The sequence below is a fragment of the Streptomyces lushanensis genome (assembly GCF_001700515.1).
In the GTDB taxonomy this organism is placed as follows: Bacteria; Actinomycetota; Actinomycetes; order Streptomycetales; family Streptomycetaceae; genus Streptomyces; species Streptomyces lushanensis.
Genome location: NZ_MAUD01000110.1, coordinates 14,647 through 31,655 on the forward strand (window position 1 = coordinate 14,647; position 17,009 = coordinate 31,655).

General features: G+C 71.0%; 13 protein-coding genes. 8 read left to right on the plus strand and 5 right to left on the minus strand.

Annotated elements, in window-relative coordinates; genetic code table 11:
- Window positions 1–13: 13 nt before the first annotated feature.
- Together BFF77_RS10390 and speB are read right to left on the minus strand one after the other, a co-directional pair.
- Window positions 14–871: a serine hydrolase gene (locus BFF77_RS10390; RefSeq protein WP_066946763.1), complete on the minus strand. Its 858-nt coding sequence runs from the start codon at window positions 869–871 to the stop codon at window positions 14–16.
- A 299-nt stretch (window positions 872–1,170) separates the two neighbouring features.
- Complete coding sequence (speB, locus tag BFF77_RS10395; protein WP_066946766.1) at window positions 1,171–2,226, minus strand: agmatinase; 1,056 nt, start codon at window positions 2,224–2,226, stop codon at window positions 1,171–1,173.
- A gap of 700 nt (window positions 2,227–2,926) precedes the next feature.
- On the opposite strand from speB, the gene BFF77_RS10400 reads away from it, so the two are divergent.
- The gene (locus BFF77_RS10400) at window positions 2,927–4,084 is read left to right on the plus strand and encodes an acyl-CoA dehydrogenase family protein (RefSeq protein WP_066946769.1); all 1,158 of its coding nucleotides are present in this window, start codon (window positions 2,927–2,929) and stop codon (window positions 4,082–4,084) included.
- Window positions 4,085–4,182: 98 nt separating this feature from the next.
- On the opposite strand, the gene BFF77_RS10405 is transcribed toward BFF77_RS10400, so the two are convergent.
- Together BFF77_RS10405 and BFF77_RS10410 are read right to left on the minus strand one after the other, a co-directional pair.
- A complete protein-coding gene (locus tag BFF77_RS10405; RefSeq protein WP_066946771.1) occupies window positions 4,183–4,968 on the minus strand; it encodes a phosphatase in 786 nt (261 codons plus the stop codon).
- 85 nt (window positions 4,969–5,053) lie between these two features.
- Window positions 5,054–5,686 (minus strand): SACE_7040 family transcriptional regulator, encoded by a 633-nt coding sequence (locus tag BFF77_RS10410; protein WP_066946773.1) that lies wholly within the window; start codon window positions 5,684–5,686, stop codon window positions 5,054–5,056.
- 109 nt (window positions 5,687–5,795) lie between these two features.
- On the opposite strand from BFF77_RS10410, the gene BFF77_RS10415 reads away from it, so the two are divergent.
- The 4 genes from BFF77_RS10415 to BFF77_RS10430 are packed head-to-tail and all read left to right on the plus strand — an operon-like array spanning window position 5,796 to window position 11,640.
- A complete protein-coding gene (locus tag BFF77_RS10415) occupies window positions 5,796–7,427 on the plus strand; it encodes a carboxyl transferase domain-containing protein (RefSeq protein WP_066946776.1) in 1,632 nt (543 codons plus the stop codon).
- A 13-nt stretch (window positions 7,428–7,440) separates the two neighbouring features.
- Complete coding sequence (locus BFF77_RS10420) at window positions 7,441–9,534, plus strand: acetyl/propionyl/methylcrotonyl-CoA carboxylase subunit alpha (RefSeq protein WP_079125003.1); 2,094 nt, start codon at window positions 7,441–7,443, stop codon at window positions 9,532–9,534.
- Window positions 9,531–10,472: a hydroxymethylglutaryl-CoA lyase gene (locus tag BFF77_RS10425; protein WP_066946778.1), complete on the plus strand. Its 942-nt coding sequence runs from the start codon at window positions 9,531–9,533 to the stop codon at window positions 10,470–10,472. The genes BFF77_RS10420 and BFF77_RS10425 overlap by 4 nt, the downstream gene beginning before the upstream one ends.
- 7 nt (window positions 10,473–10,479) lie before the next feature.
- The gene (locus BFF77_RS10430) at window positions 10,480–11,640 is read left to right on the plus strand and encodes an acyl-CoA dehydrogenase family protein (protein WP_066946781.1); all 1,161 of its coding nucleotides are present in this window, start codon (window positions 10,480–10,482) and stop codon (window positions 11,638–11,640) included.
- A gap of 133 nt (window positions 11,641–11,773) precedes the next feature.
- Here the strand turns inward: BFF77_RS10430 and BFF77_RS10435 are convergent, their stop codons facing one another.
- Window positions 11,774–13,369 (minus strand): beta-N-acetylhexosaminidase, encoded by a 1,596-nt coding sequence (locus BFF77_RS10435; RefSeq protein ID WP_107422135.1) that lies wholly within the window; start codon window positions 13,367–13,369, stop codon window positions 11,774–11,776.
- 222 nt (window positions 13,370–13,591) lie between these two features.
- On the opposite strand from BFF77_RS10435, the gene BFF77_RS10440 reads away from it, so the two are divergent.
- The 3 genes from BFF77_RS10440 to glmS all read left to right on the plus strand — a co-directional run bounded on the left by BFF77_RS10440 (window position 13,592) and on the right by glmS (window position 16,912).
- Window positions 13,592–14,470 carry a DUF4429 domain-containing protein gene (locus BFF77_RS10440; protein ID WP_066946786.1) on the plus strand — a complete coding sequence of 293 codons (879 nt, stop codon included), beginning with the start codon at window positions 13,592–13,594 and terminating at the stop codon, window positions 14,468–14,470.
- Between the two features lie 264 nt (window positions 14,471–14,734).
- Window positions 14,735–15,010 (plus strand): hypothetical protein, encoded by a 276-nt coding sequence (locus BFF77_RS10445; RefSeq protein ID WP_066946789.1) that lies wholly within the window; start codon window positions 14,735–14,737, stop codon window positions 15,008–15,010.
- Window positions 15,011–15,082: 72 nt separating this feature from the next.
- Window positions 15,083–16,912: a glutamine--fructose-6-phosphate transaminase (isomerizing) gene (gene glmS / locus BFF77_RS10450; RefSeq protein WP_066946792.1), complete on the plus strand. Its 1,830-nt coding sequence runs from the start codon at window positions 15,083–15,085 to the stop codon at window positions 16,910–16,912.
- Window positions 16,913–17,009: the final 97 nt, after the last annotated feature.

A 17,009-nucleotide genomic window follows, 5' to 3' on the forward strand; every position in this document is an offset into this window, starting at 1 on the left:
CGAAGACCGGGCGTCACTTCGCGGCGGCGAGATCCTTGTGGACGGCTCGGGCGACGGCCTGGATGGTGTTGATGCCGTCGTTCATGGTCTTGTTGTCGTGCGTGAGCACGGTGATCAGATAGTTGTTGCCCTTGCCGGTGAACGCGCCGATGCTGTGCACGCGCCAGCCGTGGGTGGACCGCTGGAGCCAGCCGTTCTTGAGCTGGACGGTGGCGGAGGCCGGAGCGCCCGCCGGGACGCCCCAGCGCTGCGACGAGACGACCCGGCGCATCCGGTCCAGGATGTAGCTGCGGGCGTTGTCGCTGAGCACCGTGTTCTTGGCGGTCACCAGGGTCAGGAGCTGCTGCTCGTCACGGGCGGTGATCTGGGTGAGGCCCCAGGAACCGTTCGCGCCGGGAGTGGTCTGGGTCATCCCCGCGGCCTTGAGGAAGCCCTTGACCTTGGTCAGACCGAGCTGCTTCCACAAGGTGCTGGTGGCCGCGTTGTCCGACTTGGTGATCATGGCCGTGGAGAGATCGACCTCGCGCTGTGTCAGATAGCGGTTCTTCTTCTTCGCGTCCCAGAGCAGGGTCGCGAGGACGGTGACCTTGACCACGCTGGCGGAGTCGAACTTCTGCGTGGCGCGCAGGGTGCAGCGCGAGTTGGTCGTGCGGTCGTAGACCGCGACCGCGGTGGTGGACTTCCTGGACTTGAGCGCCGCCGTGATGTCCTTGGACAGTTTGGCGGCGAGGCCCGCCTTGCCCGAAGTACAGCTGACGGCCGGGGTCGCGGCCACGGCCGGCGCCGCTCCCGCGAGAACCGGTACGAGCCCGGCGGCCAAGGCGACCGAGAGCGCGCCCTGGGCGCGCCAGGATATTCGCTGGTGAGTCATGAAGTGAGTCCCGCCCCTGCCCCTGTCGCGTCAACGAGCGGGCCGTACGGCGCGCTCGCAGACATGATGCACAGGGAGGGGTCAATGGTTGTATGGGCTCGAACACAATTGCTGGCCGAGACCAAATCGTGTTCGGGCCCACAGCGTGTTCACGCTCGGAGACGTGTCGGCTCCGTGCTCCGGAGACGCGTCAGCGCGACCGTCCTGAGCAGCGCGGCCTTGGTAGCAGCGCGGCCTGGGTAGCAGCGCGGCCTGGGTCCGCGCCTCGGTGGGACGCGGCACCACATCATGGTCATGGGTCACTTCGATGTCCGGGCGGTGGATGTCCCGGCGGTGGTCGGACCAGCGTGCTCGCTGTCCGTACGGGCCTCGGCGATCCCCCGGGCCATGAGCGTGGTCAGTTCGTACGCCGTGTGGGAGGCGGCGACGGAGGTGATCTCGGCGTGGTCGTAGGCGGGCGCGACCTCGACGACATCCGCCGAGACCAGATCGCAGGAGGCCAGTCCGCGGACGATCTCCAGCAGTTCGCGGGAGGTGAGCCCGCCGGCCTCGGGCGTGCCGGTGCCGGGCGCGTGCGCGGGATCGAGCACATCGATGTCGACGGAGATGTAGAGCGGGCGGTCCCCTATGCGCCGGCGCAGCTGGTCGACCACCTCGTCCACACCACGGCGCATCACATCGGCCGACGTGACGATGCCGAAGCCCATCCTGGCGTCGTCGTCCAGATCCTTCTTCCCGTACAGCGGGCCGCGCGTGCCGACATGGGAGAGCGCCTCCGTGTCGAGGATGCCCTCCTCGAAGGCCCGGCGGAACGGCGTGCCGTGCGTGTAGGCGGCGCCGAAGTAGGTGTCCCAGGTGTCGAGGTGCGCGTCGAAGTGGAGCAGAGCGACCGGTCCGTGCTTCTTCGCCACCGAGCGCAGCAGAGGCAGCGCGATGGTGTGGTCGCCGCCGAGAGTCATCAGACGCGCGCCGGTGGCGAGCAGTTCGTCGGCGGCGGCCTCGATGGTCTCGACGGCCTCGTCGATACGGAACGGGTTGGCGGCGATGTCCCCCGCGTCCGCGACCTGTGCGAGCGCGAAGGGCGAGGCGTCCTGGGCCGGGTTGTACGGGCGCAGCAGCCGCGACGCCTCACGGATCGCGTTGCCGCCGAACCGGGCGCCCGGCCGGTAGGAGACGCCGCTGTCGAAAGGCACGCCGACGACGGCGACCTCGGCGGTGCCGACCTCGTCCAGCCGGGGCAGCCGGGCGAATGTGGCCGGTCCCGCGTACCGCGGGATACGGGACGAGTCGACGGGGCCGCGCGGGCCGTCCTCGCGGTCGGCCGTGGCCGGGTGTACCTGTCCGTTGCTGCTCATCGTCGGGCCTCTCCGGGTGATGCGTGCGGCTCCGCACCGCTCTGACGTCGTACTGCCTTGCTTCGGTCGGTCTGTCGCGCTGTCGGCGTCCACGCCGGTGTCCGTGTCACCGCGTCAAGAATGGACCGGCGCCCCGACAGGCCGCTGAACCTGTGGAAAACCTGCCCTCGCCCCTGTGGAAAACCGGGCCCTGCCCGGCCGGCGCCTCGGGCGAGCGGCAAGGTCCGGGGCGAGCGGCGCCACCGGAGCGACGGTCCTCTCGGACGCCCCCTCGGACTTCCGACCCGCCAGGCGCCGGTGCCACGCCACACGTCCCGCCTCGTCCGTGCCCCATGACGGCAGGGGGCCGGAAGACAGCACTGAAGTGTACGTTTCCTCGTTTTCGACTCACCGCCGACGGATGGACCGGCCATGCCCGACCTCTTCGGCTCGTCCGCATCGCCCCCCGCCTCGCCCCGCCGACTCGGCCGATTTCGCCGGTGGCGCCGCCGTCGGGGATGCCCGATCCGAATCCGAATCCGCTCGGTGGCGAGCCGCTGCCGGCCGCGGGTACCCGGTCCACGTTTTCCACAGCCCTGGACACCCCGACTGACCGCCGGGTAACTTTCCCTGAGCAAGCGCTTAACCGAAGCCCGGGCCGGCCCTGCCGCGTGCCCGGGCCTGCCGCGCAGCACCGGCCGTGAACCACAGGAGGTTTCCCGTGCGCCGTACCGTCTACAACGAGGACCACGAGGCGTTCCGCGAGACCATCCGCGCCTTCGTCGAGGCCGAGGTCGTCCCGGTCTACGACGAGTGGTACGCGGCGGGCCAGGCGCCCCGCGATTTCTACTACAAGCTCGGCGAGCTGGGTGTCTTCGGGATAGAGGTGCCGGAGGAGTACGGCGGCGCGGGCGAGGAGTCCTTCAAGTTCCAGGCGGTCATGACCGAGGAGGCCGCGCGCGCCGGTGTCTCCTTCGGCGGCTCCGGCGTCCATGTCGCGCTCTGTCTGCCCTACTTGAAGGCGTACGCCACCGACGAGCAGAAGAAGCGCTGGCTGCCGGACTTCGTCAGCGGCCGGACCATGTACGCCATCGCCATGACCGAGCCCGGCACCGGCTCCGATCTGGCCGGTATGAAGACGACCGCCCGGCTCTCCGAGGACGGTACGCACTATGTGCTCAACGGCGCCAAGACCTTCATCACCGGCGGTGTCCACGCGGACCGGGTCATCGTCTGCGCCCGTACCGCCGCGCCGACCCCCGAGGACCGGCGGCACGGCATATCCCTGCTGGTCGTGGACACGGCTTCCGAGGGGTACGCGGTCGGCCGCAAGCTCGACAAGCTGGGTCTGAAGACCTCCGACACCGCCGAACTGTCCTTCAGCGATGTGAGGGTCCCGGTCGGGGATCTGCTCGGCGAGGAGAACAAGGGCTTCTCCTATCTCGGCCAGAATCTGCCCCAGGAGCGTCTGGGCATCGCCGTCGGCGCGTACGCGCAGGCCGCCGCCGCGGTGCGGTTCGCGCAGCAGTACGTGCAGGAGCGGACGGTCTTCGGCAAGTCCGTGGCGTCCTTCCAGAACACCAAGTTCGAACTGGCCGCCTGCAAGGCCGAGGTGGACGCGGCGGAGGCCGTCGTCGACCGCGCGCTGGAAGCCCATGACCTGGGCGAGCTGTCCGCCGCCGAGGCCGCGTCCGCGAAGCTCTTCACCACCGAGGTCGCCCACCGCGTCATCGACAGGTGCCTCCAGCTCCACGGCGGCTACGGGTACATGAACGAGTACCCGATAGCCCGGCTGTACGCGGACAACCGCGTCAACCGTATCTACGGCGGCACCAGCGAGGTCATGAAGATGATCATCGCCAAGTCGATGGGCCTCTGAGCCCTCCCCCACGACCGGACGCCACCGTCCCGAGGGTCACACCGTCCCGAGGGTCACGGCCCCGGAGGTCACCGTCCCGGACCCCACCGTCCGGGACGTCACCGCCGGAGCAGATCGGCCTCGTTGAGCAGATACGCGGTCATCGGGTCGTAGAAGCGCGGGTCCGTGACATGGTCGTCCAGCGGGACCGTCACCTCCATCGTGCCCTCGGCCTCGGCGAGGAAGAGCGCGGGATCGTTGCAGTCCGCGTACCCGACCGAGTCCAGTCCCCGCTGGGCCGCGTATCCCGCCCAGCCGTGGTCCGCGACCACCAGGTCCGGCAGCGCTCTGCCCTCGCCCTCCAGAGCGTCCAGGATCGCCCGCATGGGCTCCGGCGAATGGGTGTGCCAGAGAGTCGCGCCGCGCTCCAGCATCGCGACATCGGCGAACTGGAAGACCATGCCCTCGTCGGCGGTGAGCCCGCCGGGAATCTGTACGATCTCGCAGCCCGCGCCCCGCAGCGCGTCCGCGGTCTGGCGGTGCACGTCGAGCAGCCCACCCGGATGGCCGGTCGCGAACAGCACGCGCTCCCTGGCCAGAACGGCCTTGCGCAGCCGGACGGCCATCCGCTCCAGGGCGCCGACGGTCAGCTCGGGATCGATGGTGTCCTGGCCGGTCCGGTGCTCGGGGTCGTCGTTGACGCCGCACCGCTCGGCCATCACGGCGAGCACGTCCTGCTCGTCGGTCCAGCGGTCGCCCAGCTCCAGGCCCAGCCAGTAGTGGCGGTCACCGTTGGCGAGCTTGCGGTAGTGGGAGAGGTTGTTGTCACGGGGAGTGGCCACGTCTCCGGCGATACGGGTGCGGACGAGGTGGTCGACAAGGGCGGCGCGGCTGGGTATCGGCATGAGCCCATTGTGCCGTCAGCCCCACATCCCGCGCCGGATGTCCCCGGCCTCCGGGCGTGAGCGTCCCGGCCCCCGGCCTCTCCCCTTACGGGGGCTGGATCGCCCCCGGTGCCGGGGCCTCGTCGCCCAGTGCCGCGAAAGCTCCGTGCGCCAGTCGGCGCAGCAGGGACTCCGTCGCCGCGCGGCCCGGCAGGCCGCCGCCGGGGGCGCCGAGGTGCGGGGTCGAGTTGAGCAGGCCGAACACGGCGTGGACCGCGCCGCGCGCCTGGGTCTCCGGCACGTCCGGGTAGAGCTTCCGTACGACCTCGACCCACAGCTCCACATACTGCCGCTGGAGCTGCCGCACCAGCTTGCGGTCGCTGTCCCTGAGCCGGTCCAGCTCGCGGTCGTGCAGGGTGATCAGCGGGCGGTCGTCGAGGGCGAAGTCGATATGCCCGTCGATCAGCGAGGCCAGCACGACGGCCGGATCCCCGTCCGCCCCCGCCACGCGCACCCGCACCCTGCCGCCGTCCAGCAGCCGTCCGCTGATCCCGACGAGCAGCTCGGCGAGCATCGCGTCCTTGCCCGCGAAATGGCGGTACAGACCGGGGCCGCTGATACCGACGGCCGCTCCTATCTCATCGACACCGACACCGTGGAATCCACGCTCGGCGAAGAGACGCGCGGCGTGCTTGAGGATCTGCTCGCGGCGGGTCGGGGCGGCGGTCCTGGTGCTCATGGGAAATCATTCTAGACAGGGCTGTTAGCGGTCGTTAACCTTATGGCAACAACGTTAACGCTCACTAACCCGGTGAGTGCCCGGCGAGCCCAGTGAGGAGCTACGAGCGATGCAGCAGGCACCGGTGCTGGCGAGCGCCGCGGATCCGGCCGCCGAGGCCTGGCGGATCAACGAGGCGGCGCACGAGGAGCTGGCCCTCGGACTGCGCACGCGGCTCGCCGCGGCGCGGCTGGGCGGCGGCGAGAAGGCCCGCGCGCGGCACACGGCGCGCGGAAAGCTGCTGCCGCGCGACCGTGTGGACACACTGCTCGACCCGGGCTCGCCCTTTCTGGAGCTGGCGCCGCTCGCGGCCGAGGGGATGTACGGCGGCGCGGCCCCGGCCGCCGGAGTGATCGCCGGGATCGGCCGGGTCAGCGGGCGCGAGGTGGTGATCGTCGCCAATGACGCCACGGTCAAGGGCGGCACGTACTACCCGATGACGGTGAAGAAGCACCTCCGCGCCCAGGAGGTGGCCCTGGAGAACCGGCTGCCGTGTCTGTATCTGGTGGACTCAGGCGGCGCCTTCCTGCCCATGCAGGACGAGGTCTTCCCCGACCGGGACCACTTCGGCCGGATCTTCTACAACCAGGCCAGGATGTCCGGCGCGGGTGTTCCGCAGATCGCCGCGGTGCTCGGATCCTGCACGGCGGGCGGCGCGTACGTCCCGGCGATGAGCGACGAGGCGGTGATCGTGCGCGGTCAGGGCACGATCTTCCTGGGCGGGCCGCCGCTGGTGAAGGCGGCCACCGGCGAGGTCGTCACGGCCGAGGAGCTGGGCGGCGGCGAGGTGCACTCCCGGATCTCCGGGGTGACCGACCATCTCGCGGAGGACGACGCGCACGCGCTGCGGATCGTGCGCACCATCGTCTCCACGCTGCCCGCGCGCGGCGCGCTTCCCTGGTCGGTCGAGCCGGTCGAGGAGCCCAAGGCCGATCCCGCCGGGCTGTACGGGGCGGTGCCGGTGGACTCCCGTACGCCCTACGACGTCCGTGAGGTCGTCGCGCGGCTCGTCGACGGATCGCGGTTCGCCGAGTTCAAGGCCGAGTTCGGCACGACGCTGGTGACGGGATTCGCGCGGATCCACGGCCATCCGGTCGGGATCGTGGCCAACAACGGCATCCTGTTCTCCGAATCCGCCCAGAAGGGCGCGCACTTCATCGAGCTGTGCGACCAGCGCGGCATCCCGCTGCTCTTCCTCCAGAACATCTCCGGCTTCATGGTCGGCAGGGACTACGAAGCGGGCGGGATCGCCAAGCACGGCGCGAAGATGGTGACGGCCGTGGCGTGCGCGCGCGTGCCGAAGCTGACGGTCGTGATCGGCGGTTCGTACGGCGCGGGCAACTACTCGATGTGCGGCCGGGCCTACTCGCCACGCTTCCTGTGGATGTGGCCCAACGCCAAGATCTCGGTCATGGGCGGTGAGCAGGCCGCGTCCGTGCTGGCCACCGTCAAGCGCGACCAGATCGAGGGGCGCGGCGAGGAGTGGCCGGCCGAGGACGAGGAGTCGTTCAAGTCGCCGATCCGCGCGCAGTACGAGACCCAGGGCAGCGCCTACTACGCGACCGCGCGCCTCTGGGACGACGGCGTGATCGACCCGCTGGAGACCCGGCAGGTGGTGGGTCTGGCCCTGACCGCGTGTGCCAACGCCCCGCTGCCCCGCAGGGACAGCGCGGCGCCCGGCTTCGGCGTCTTCCGGATGTGATGTGAGGGTGGGCATGTTCGACACGGTTCTGATCGCCAACCGCGGCGAGATCGCGGTGCGCGTCATCCGTACCCTGCGGGGTCTCGGAGTGCGCTCGGTCGCGGTCTACAGCGACGCGGACGCGGACGCCCGGCATGTGCGGGAGGCCGACACGGCCGTACGGATCGGCCCGGCCGCCGCGTCCGAGAGCTATCTCTCCGTGGACAGGCTGCTGGCCGCCGCGGCGCGTACGGGAGCGCAGGCGGTCCATCCGGGCTACGGCTTCCTCGCGGAGAACGAGACGTTCGCGCGGGCCTGCGCGGACGCCGGGCTGGTCTTCATCGGGCCGCCCGCCTCCGCCATCGAGCTGATGGGCGACAAGATCCGCGCCAAGGAGACGGTCCGTGCGGCGGGCGTCCCGGTGGTGCCCGGCTCCTCGGGCAGCGGTCTGACCGACGGCGAGCTGGCCGCCGCGGCGGCGGAGATCGGTATGCCGGTGCTGCTCAAGCCCTCGGCGGGCGGCGGCGGCAAGGGCATGCGGCTGGTGCGCGCGGAGTCGCTGCTCGCCGAGGAGATCGCGGCGGCCCGCCGGGAGGCGCGCTCCTCCTTCGGGGACGACACGCTGCTGGTGGAGCGGTGGGTGGACCGGCCGCGCCATATCGAGATCCAGGTGCTGGCGGACGGCCACGGGAACGTGGTGCATCTCGGCGAGCGCGAGTGCTCGCTCCAGCGCCGCCACCAGAAGATCATCGAGGAGGCGCCGTCCGTCCTGCTGGACGAGGCGACGCGCGCGGCGATGGGCGAGGCGGCGGTCCAGGCGGCGCGCTCGTGCGGATACACGGGCGCGGGGACGGTCGAGTTCATCGTGCCCGGCCGCGATCCCGCCTCGTACTTCTTCATGGAGATGAACACCCGCCTCCAGGTCGAGCACCCGGTCACGGAGCTGGTCACGGGCCTCGACCTGGTCGAGTGGCAGCTGCGGGTCGCCGCCGGTGAGGAACTTCCCTTCGCCCAGGCCGACATCGCCCTCACCGGCCACGCCGTGGAGGCGCGGATCTACGCGGAGGACCCGGCGCGGGGATTCCTGCCCACCGGCGGTACGGTCCTGGCGCTGCGCGAGCCGCAGGGCGACGGGGTACGGACGGACTCGGGCCTCTCCGAGGGCTCGGACGTCGGCAGCGCGTACGACCCGATGCTCTCCAAGGTCATCGCCCATGGGCCGGACCGGCCCACCGCCCTGCGCAGACTGCGGGCGGCCCTCGCGGGGACGGTCACGCTGGGCGTCACCACGAACGCCGGCTTCCTCCGCCGTCTTCTCGCCCATCCCTCGGTGATCGCGGGCGATCTCGACACGGGTCTGGTGGAGCGGGACACCGCGTCCCTGCTTCCGGACGGAGTCCCGCCGGAGGTCTACGCGGCGGCGGCAGCGGTACGCCAGGCGGAGCTTCGGCCGCCCGCGGGTAAGGAATGGGTGGACCCCTTCTCCGTGCCGAACGGCTGGCGCCTGGGCGGTGAACCCCTCCCCGTGACGCACCGGTTGCGGGTGACGGGACTCGAACCCGTCACTCACCGGGTGCGCTCCGGGGACAGGTTCCTGGTGGAGCCCGGCCGGGTCACGGTCACCGTCGACGGAATGACGCACACGTTCCACCGGGCCGGCGACTGGCTCGGCAGGGACGGCGAGAGCTGGCAGGTGGCGGACTTCGATCCCGTCGAGGCCGCCCTGCGCGGCAGCGGCGCGCGCGGTGGGGCGGACTCGCTGGTCGCGCCCATGCCGGGCACCGTCACCGTGGTCAAGGTGGGCGTCGGGGACGAGGTGGCCGCCGGGCAGAGTCTGCTCGTCGTCGAGGCGATGAAGATGGAGCACGTCATCTCCGCACCGCACGCGGGCACGGTCACCGAGCTGGATGTCACGCCCGGCTCCACCGTCGCCATGGACCAGGTCCTGGCGGTCGTCACCCCGGCGCCCGCGCCGGATCCCGCACCGGAGCGCCTCGTTCCGGACCCGGCGCCGGACTCACTGCCGGACCCGGCGCCGGACTCGATGCCGGGACCGGCGCCCGTCGTCCCACCGGACACCACGCGGACCGCGACGCCGGACACCGCCGGCCCTCAGGAGGAGTCATGACCGACGGACTGCCCATGGCCGTCCCGGCGGAGGGACTGCCGCCCCAGGTGCGCATCCACGAGGTGGGCGCGCGCGACGGGCTCCAGAACGAGAAGGCCGTCGTACCGACCGAGGTGAAGGCCGAGTTCATCCACCGGCTCGCCCGGGCCGGGCTGACCACCATCGAGGCCACCAGCCTCGTACGCCCCGACTGGGTGCCCCAGCTCGCCGACGCCGAGGAGCTGTTCCCCCTCCTCGGCGATCTGGGCGGGGAGGTGGCGCTCCCCGTCCTGGTCCCCAACTCCCGTGGCCTCGACCGCGCCATCGCCCTCGGGGTCCGCCGTATCGCCGTGTTCGGCAGCGCCACCGAGTCCTTCGCCAAGGCCAATCTCAACCGTACGGTCGACGAGTCGCTCGCGATGTTCGCGCCGGTGGTCGAGCGGGCCCGCGCGGACAAGATCCATGTCCGTGGCTATCTCTCCATGTGCTTCGGCGACCCGTGGGAAGGTCCCGTCCCCGTCCACCAGGTGGTCCGGGTCGCCAAGGCCCTGATGGACCTGGGCTGCGACGAGCTGAGCCTCGGCGACACCATCGGCGTCGCCACCCCCGGCCATGTACAGACACTCCTCGCCGGGCTGAACGAGGAGGGCGTGCCGACCAACGCCCTCGGTGTGCACTTCCACGACACCTACGGCCAGGCACTCGCCAACACCTTCGCCGCGCTCCAGCACGGTGTGACCACGGTGGACGCCTCGGCGGGCGGCCTCGGCGGCTGCCCGTACGCGAAGAGCGCCACCGGAAACCTCGCCACCGAAGATCTCGTGTGGATGCTCGACGGCCTCGGTATCGAGACCGGCGTCGACCTCGGCCGGCTCACCGCCACCAGCGTCTGGCTGGCCGAACGGCTGGGCCGCCCCAGCCCCTCCCGTACCGTCCGAGCCCTCTCCCACAAGGAGTGACGCACCCATGTCCCTGGACCACCGGCTCTCCGCCGAGCACGAAGAGCTGCGCCGCACCGTCGAGGAGTTCGCCCATGACGTCGTGGCGCCCAAGATCGGCGACTTCTACGAGCGGCACGAGTTCCCGTACGAGATCGTCCGCGAGATGGGGCGGATGGGCCTGTTCGGTCTGCCGTTCCCCGAGGAGTACGGCGGCATGGGCGGCGACTATCTCGCGCTCGGCATCGCCCTCGAAGAGCTGGCCCGGGTCGACTCCTCCGTGGCGATCACCCTGGAGGCCGGGGTCTCGCTCGGTGCCATGCCCATCCATCTCTTCGGTACGGAGGAGCAGAAGCGCGAGTGGCTTCCCGGCCTCTGCTCGGGCGAGGTGCTCGGCGCGTTCGGACTGACGGAGCCGGAGGCGGGCTCGGACGCGGGCGGCACCCGCACCACGGCCGTGCGGGACGGCGACATGTGGGTGATCAACGGCGGCAAGTGCTTCATCACCAACTCCGGTACGGACATCACCGGTCTGGTCACGGTCACGGCCGTCACCGGCCGCAAGGAGGACGGGCGTCCGGAGATCTCCTCGATCATCGTCCCGTCGGGCACACCCGGCTTCACCGTCGCCGCGCCCTACTCCAAGGTCGGCTGGAACGCCTCGGACACCCGCGAGCTGTCCTTCTCCGACGTACGGGTCCCGCTGGCGAACCTGCTCGGCCAGGAGGGCCGGGGATACGCCCAGTTCCTCCGCATTCTCGACGAGGGCCGGATCGCGATCTCCGCGCTGGCGACCGGTCTCGCCCAGGGCTGCGTGGACGAGTCGGTGGCGTACGCGAAGCAGCGCCGCGCGTTCGGACGGCCGATCGGCGACAACCAGGCCATCCAGTTCAAGCTCGCCGACATGGAGATGCGCGCGCACATGGCGCGGATCGGCTGGCGGGACGCGGCCTCGCGGCTGGTCCACGGTGAGCCGTTCAAGAAGGAGGCGGCGCTGGCGAAGCTGTACTCGTCGACGGTCGCCGTCGACAACGCCCGCGAGGCCACCCAGATCCATGGCGGCTACGGCTTCATGAACGAGTATCCGGTGGCCAGGATGTGGCGCGACTCCAAGATCCTGGAGATCGGCGAGGGCACGAGCGAGGTCCAGCGGATGCTGATCGCACGGGAGTTGGGCCTGACGGGCTGAGCCGGGCCGGCGCTTCGCGTCAGGGCCGGTCCGAGCGGCACCCAGCCGGCGGCGGGCACGCGGCGGATGCACAGCGGATACGCGGCGGGTGCCGGGGCCGGGTGGCCGCCGGCACCCGCCGCGCGTGGGTCCGTCAGCCGGCCGGCCAGGGCACCAGCGGCGAGCGGTAGTAGTCGATACCGAGCGCCGTCATACGCGGCCCCTGCGCCGCCAGCCGCACCTTGTACGTGTCCCAGTCGTGCGTGGCCGCCGGGGACCAGCCCAGCTCCGCGACCCCGAGCAGCCGTGGGAACGCCATGAACTCCAGCTGGTCGCTGGTCGCGAGGGTTTCCGTCCAGAGAGGAGCCTCGATACCGAGCACCGCGTCCTCGGGAACGCCCGCGCCGACCAGATACGTCGCCGGATCCCAGCCGTACGAACGGTCCACCTCGGTGTAGCCGGCCCAGGACTGGCCCAGCACCGTGCTTCTGTCGTACTTCATGTCGAGATACACGCGGTCCGCCGGGGAGAGGATCAGCCCGGTGCCCTTCCTGGCCGCCGCCGCGACCTGCGCGCGCTCGGCGGCGCCCGTCGCGTCGTAACCCCAGTACTGGGCGACGGCCCCCTCGACCGGCGTGGCGCCGGTGAGCTGATGCCAGCCCACGACGGTCTTGCCGTACTTCCGGACGACGGCCTGCGCCCGGTCCATGAAGGCCACGTAGTCGGCATGGGCGGTGGCGTGCGCCTCGTCGCCGCCGATGTGGAGGTACTTGCCCGGCGTGAGCGCGGCCAGCTCGCGCACCACGTCGTCCACGAAGTCGTAGGTGACCTCCTTCGACACGCACAGCGAGCTGAAGCCGACGCTCGTGCCCGTGTAGAGCGGAGGCGCGACGCCGTCGCAGTTCAGCTCGGCGTACGAGGCGAGCGCGGCGTTGGTGTGGCCCGGCATGTCGATCTCCGGGACGACCTCCAGCTCGCGGGAGGCCGCGTAGCGCACCAGGTCGCGGTACTGGGCCTTGCTGTAGTGGCCGCCGGGACCGCCGCCGACCTGGGTGGAACCGCCGTACGCGGCCAGCCTCGGCCAGGAGTCGACGGCGATCCGCCAGCCCTGGTCGTCGGAGAGGTGCAGATGCAGCTTGTTGATCTTGTAGAGCGCCAGCTGGTCGATGTAGAGCTTGACCTGATCGACCGTCAGGAAATGCCGGGAGACATCGAGCATCGCGCCCCGGTAGGCGTAGCGCGGGCTGTCCGTGATGGTGCCGCCCGCGACCGTCCAGGGACCTCGCTGCGCGCTCCGCCTCTCCACCGAGGCGGGCAGCAACTGGCGCAGGGTCTGGACGCCGTGGAAGAGTCCGGCGGGCTCCCGGGCGGTGATCGTGACCCCGCGCCGCCCGGACTCCAGCCGGTAGCCCTCCGCGCCCGCACTCCGCTCGCCCGCGTCCAGCCGCAGCCTGATACCGCCCCGCGCGTGCCGGTCGGTGACCGGCAGGGCGTATCCGGTGGACGGGCGCAGCGCCTCGGCCAGATAGGAGCCGATCCGCCGCGCCTCACGGGCCTCGTCGCGCGAGCCGCCGTCGAACAGGATGCGGGTCGCCGCGGTGACGACGTACGGCGAGCCGCCCGGCCGTACGCTCCGCGGCGCGGGTACGACCTGGCCCAGCGGACGCACGGCCGCGGAACCACCGGTTCCGGAGCCGTCGTGAGGGCGGTCCGCGTGGACGTTCGGGGAGCCCACGGGCACCGGGCCCATGGCTCCGACACTGGAGACGCCGGCCGCCACGACGAGCAGCAGCGTGCCGAACAGCCGGGGTAACGATCTGCGGTGTGCCACAACGGTTCTCACAAGGTTGTCCCTTCGACGGGGTACTCACCTGCGGTGCCGGGCGATGAACTTCCCCCATGGGACCCGCACGCCCCACCGGCGGTCAAGGTGTAGACCAATTTCCGCCGCCTCGATGGAAGAATCCACGGCATGGCGGAAATCATCCAGAAGGACGGCACATGGCTCTTCGACGGAGACGCGGTCCGCATCGTGCCCGGCAACGACAAGACGGTGAGCCCGCTGCGCGCGGCACTCGGTGAGATCGCCGTACCGCTGGAGGCGCTGGCGGGAATCTCCTTCGAGGCGGGACGGAAGGCCGGGCGGCTCCGGCTGCGGCTGCGGGACGGCGCCGATCCGCTGCTCCAGATCGCCGCGGGACGGCTGGGCGAGAGCTCGGACCCCTACCGGCTGACCGTGGAGAAGGACCGTTCCGGGGTCGCGGAGTATCTCGTGGACGAGGTGCGCAACGCCCTGCTGCTGGAGGGCGTGGAGTCCGGCCCCGTGGACCGCTATCTGCTGCCCGGGCCCGCCCTTCCGATCACCGCGAGCGCGGGCGACGGGACCGTCACCTTCGACGGCGAGCGGCTCCGGCTGGAGTGGAACTGGAAGACCGAGGAGTCCAAGTCCTCGGGCGGCCCCAGGACCCTGGCACTGGCCGATGTGGAGTCGGTGGAGTGGCAGCCGAGTGCCGGGCTGGACAACGGCTACATACGCTTCCGGGTGGCCAGGGCGCCGGCGTCGGTCCGGCCGAAGTACGACCCGTACGCGGTGGAGCTGTGGGGATTCAAGAAGGACCCGCTGATGGCGCTGGCCGGGGCCGCCGTGGTGGCCCGGCTGCCGCACCCCTACGCCTCGGCCGACACGGGCACGGAGGCGGAGCCAGGACCGGCGGACTCCCCGGGGCCGGGCGGCGAGGACCACGACGCGCTGCTGCGCAGACTGCGGGAGCTGGGTGAGCTGCACCAGGCCGGGATACTCACCGCCGAGGAGTTCGCCACCGCCAAGCAGGCCGTCCTGAAGCGGCTCTGAGAACAGTCGGGCACCGGTCCGGGCGCCGCCGCGGGCGCCGCTTCCCGGACGCTTCCGGGACCTTCCGGGCGCCGCCGCGAAGCCGGTGCGGGCGCCCGGCGGTTCCGGGCCAGGTGCCTGGAACCGGGTCGGGCGCCGCCGTACCCGCCGTACCCCCGCCGTAGTAGCTGACCGTTCCCTCGTTCGGCCCTGGAAAGGGCCGACTCCTGCCCGATTCCGGGCAGATTTCTTGCAAACATCCCTCCGCACCCGCAATATCAACGAGTGCAGGAACACCGCGCGTCGTACGACGACCTCATCGACCATCTCGTCCGCAGCACCGCGCTCCGGCGCGGCGAGGCGGCCCGGGTGGTGCTCGACGTGCTGGCGTACTTCGACGAGACGACCGAGGAGTTCGTCCGCCGCCGCCACCGGGAGATACAGGCCGCGGGCGGCACCAACGCGGAGATCTTCGAGCGGATCGCGGCCGAGCTGCCGCACCGGGCGGTGGCGCCGCCGGAGCTCTCGCTCCGGCAGCTGCGCCGCATCGTCTACGGCTGAGGCGATCCATGGCCGAGCCGAACCGATCCATGGCTGAAGCGATCATGAACCGACCAGGAGGGGCAAGACCGTATGTGCGGAATCGTCGGATACATCGGCAGGCGTGACGTGGCACCACTGCTGCTGGAGGGCCTGCAGCGGCTGGAGTACCGCGGATACGACTCGGCGGGAGTGGTCATCACCGGCAAGCCGGCCGCGGGCAGGGCCGCCACGCTGAAGATGGTCAAGGCCAAGGGCCGGGTCCGCGATCTGGAGGCCCGCGTTCCCAAGCGCTTCGCGGGCACCACCGGTATCGCGCACACCCGCTGGGCCACCCACGGCTCGCCGAGCGACGAGAACGCGCATCCGCACATGGACGCCGAGGGCAAGGTCGCGCTCGTCCACAACGGCATCATCGACAACGCCTCCGAGCTGCGGGTGAAGCTGGAGGCGGACGGAGTGGTGTTCCTCTCCGAGACCGACACCGAGGTGATGACGCATCTCATCGCCCGCTCCCAGGCCGACACCCTGGAGGAGAAGGTCCGCCAGGCCCTCCAGCTCATCGAGGGCACCTACGGGATCGCCGTGCTGCACGCGGACTTCCCGGACCGTATCGTCGTCGCGCGCAACGGCTCGCCGGTCGTCCTCGGCATCGGCGAGAAGGAGATGTTCGTCGCCTCCGACGTGGCCGCCCTCGTCTCGCACACCCGCCAGGTCGTCACGCTCGACGACGGCGAGATGGCCACGCTCAAGGCCGACGACTTCCGTACGTACACGACCGAGGGCTCCCGCACCTCGGCCACGCCGACCACCGTGGAGTGGGAGGCCGAGTCGTACGACATGGGCGGCCACGACACATATATGCACAAGGAGATCTCGGAGCAGCCCGACGCCGTGGACCGGGTGCTCCGCGGCCGGATCGACGACCGGTTCGCCACCGTGCATCTGGGCGGCCTCAATCTGGACGCCCGCGAGGCGCGCGGGGTGCGCCGGATCAAGATCCTGGGCTGTGGCACCTCGTACCACGCGGGGCTCATCGGCGCGCAGCTCATCGAGGAGCTGGCACGGATCCCGGCGGACGCCGAGCCCGCCTCCGAGTTCCGGTACCGCAATCCGGTCGTGGATCCGGACACCCTCTACGTCGCGGTGTCCCAGTCCGGTGAGACGTACGACGTACTGGCCGCGGTGCAGGAGCTCAAGCGCAAGGGCGCGCGGGTGCTGGGTGTGGTCAATGTGGTGGGTTCGGCGATCGCCCGGGAGACCGACGGCGGGGTGTACGTGCACGCGGGCCCGGAGGTCTGTGTCGTCTCCACCAAATGCTTCACCAACACGGTGGTCGCCTTCGCGCTGCTGGCGCTGCATCTGGGCCGTATCCGCGATCTGTCGGTCGCCGACGGCAAGCGGATCATCGACGGACTGCGCAGGCTGCCCGCCCAGATCTCCGAGATCCTGGCGACGGAGGACGCCATCGCGAAACTGGCGGCCGAGTACGCGGACTCCGCCTCGATGATGTTCATCGGGCGCGTGCGCGGCTATCCGGTGGCGCTGGAGGCCTCCCTGAAGCTCAAGGAGATCTCCTACATCCACGCCGAGGCCTATCCCGCCTCCGAGCTGAAGCACGGCCCGCTCGCGCTGATCGAACCGGCGCTGCCGACGGTCGCGATCGTCCCGGACGACGATCTGCTGGAGAAGAACCGGGCGGCGCTGGAGGAGATCAAGGCGCGCAGCGGCCCGATCCTGGCGGTGGCGCACCAGCCGCAGGAGAAGGCGGACCACACGATCGTCGTGCCGAAGAACGAGACCGAGCTGGACGCGATCCTGCTGGGCATCCCGCTCCAGCTCCTGGCGTACCACACGGCACTGGCGCTGGGCCGTGACATCGACAAGCCCAGGAACCTGGCGAAGTCGGTGACGGTGGAGTAGCGGGACGGGCGATCGCGGCCGGACCCCGGCAGGGCTGTGAGAGCGCCCCCGGCGCATGCCGCCAGGGCGCGCCGGGGGCGCTCTCCGTAAGGGCCGG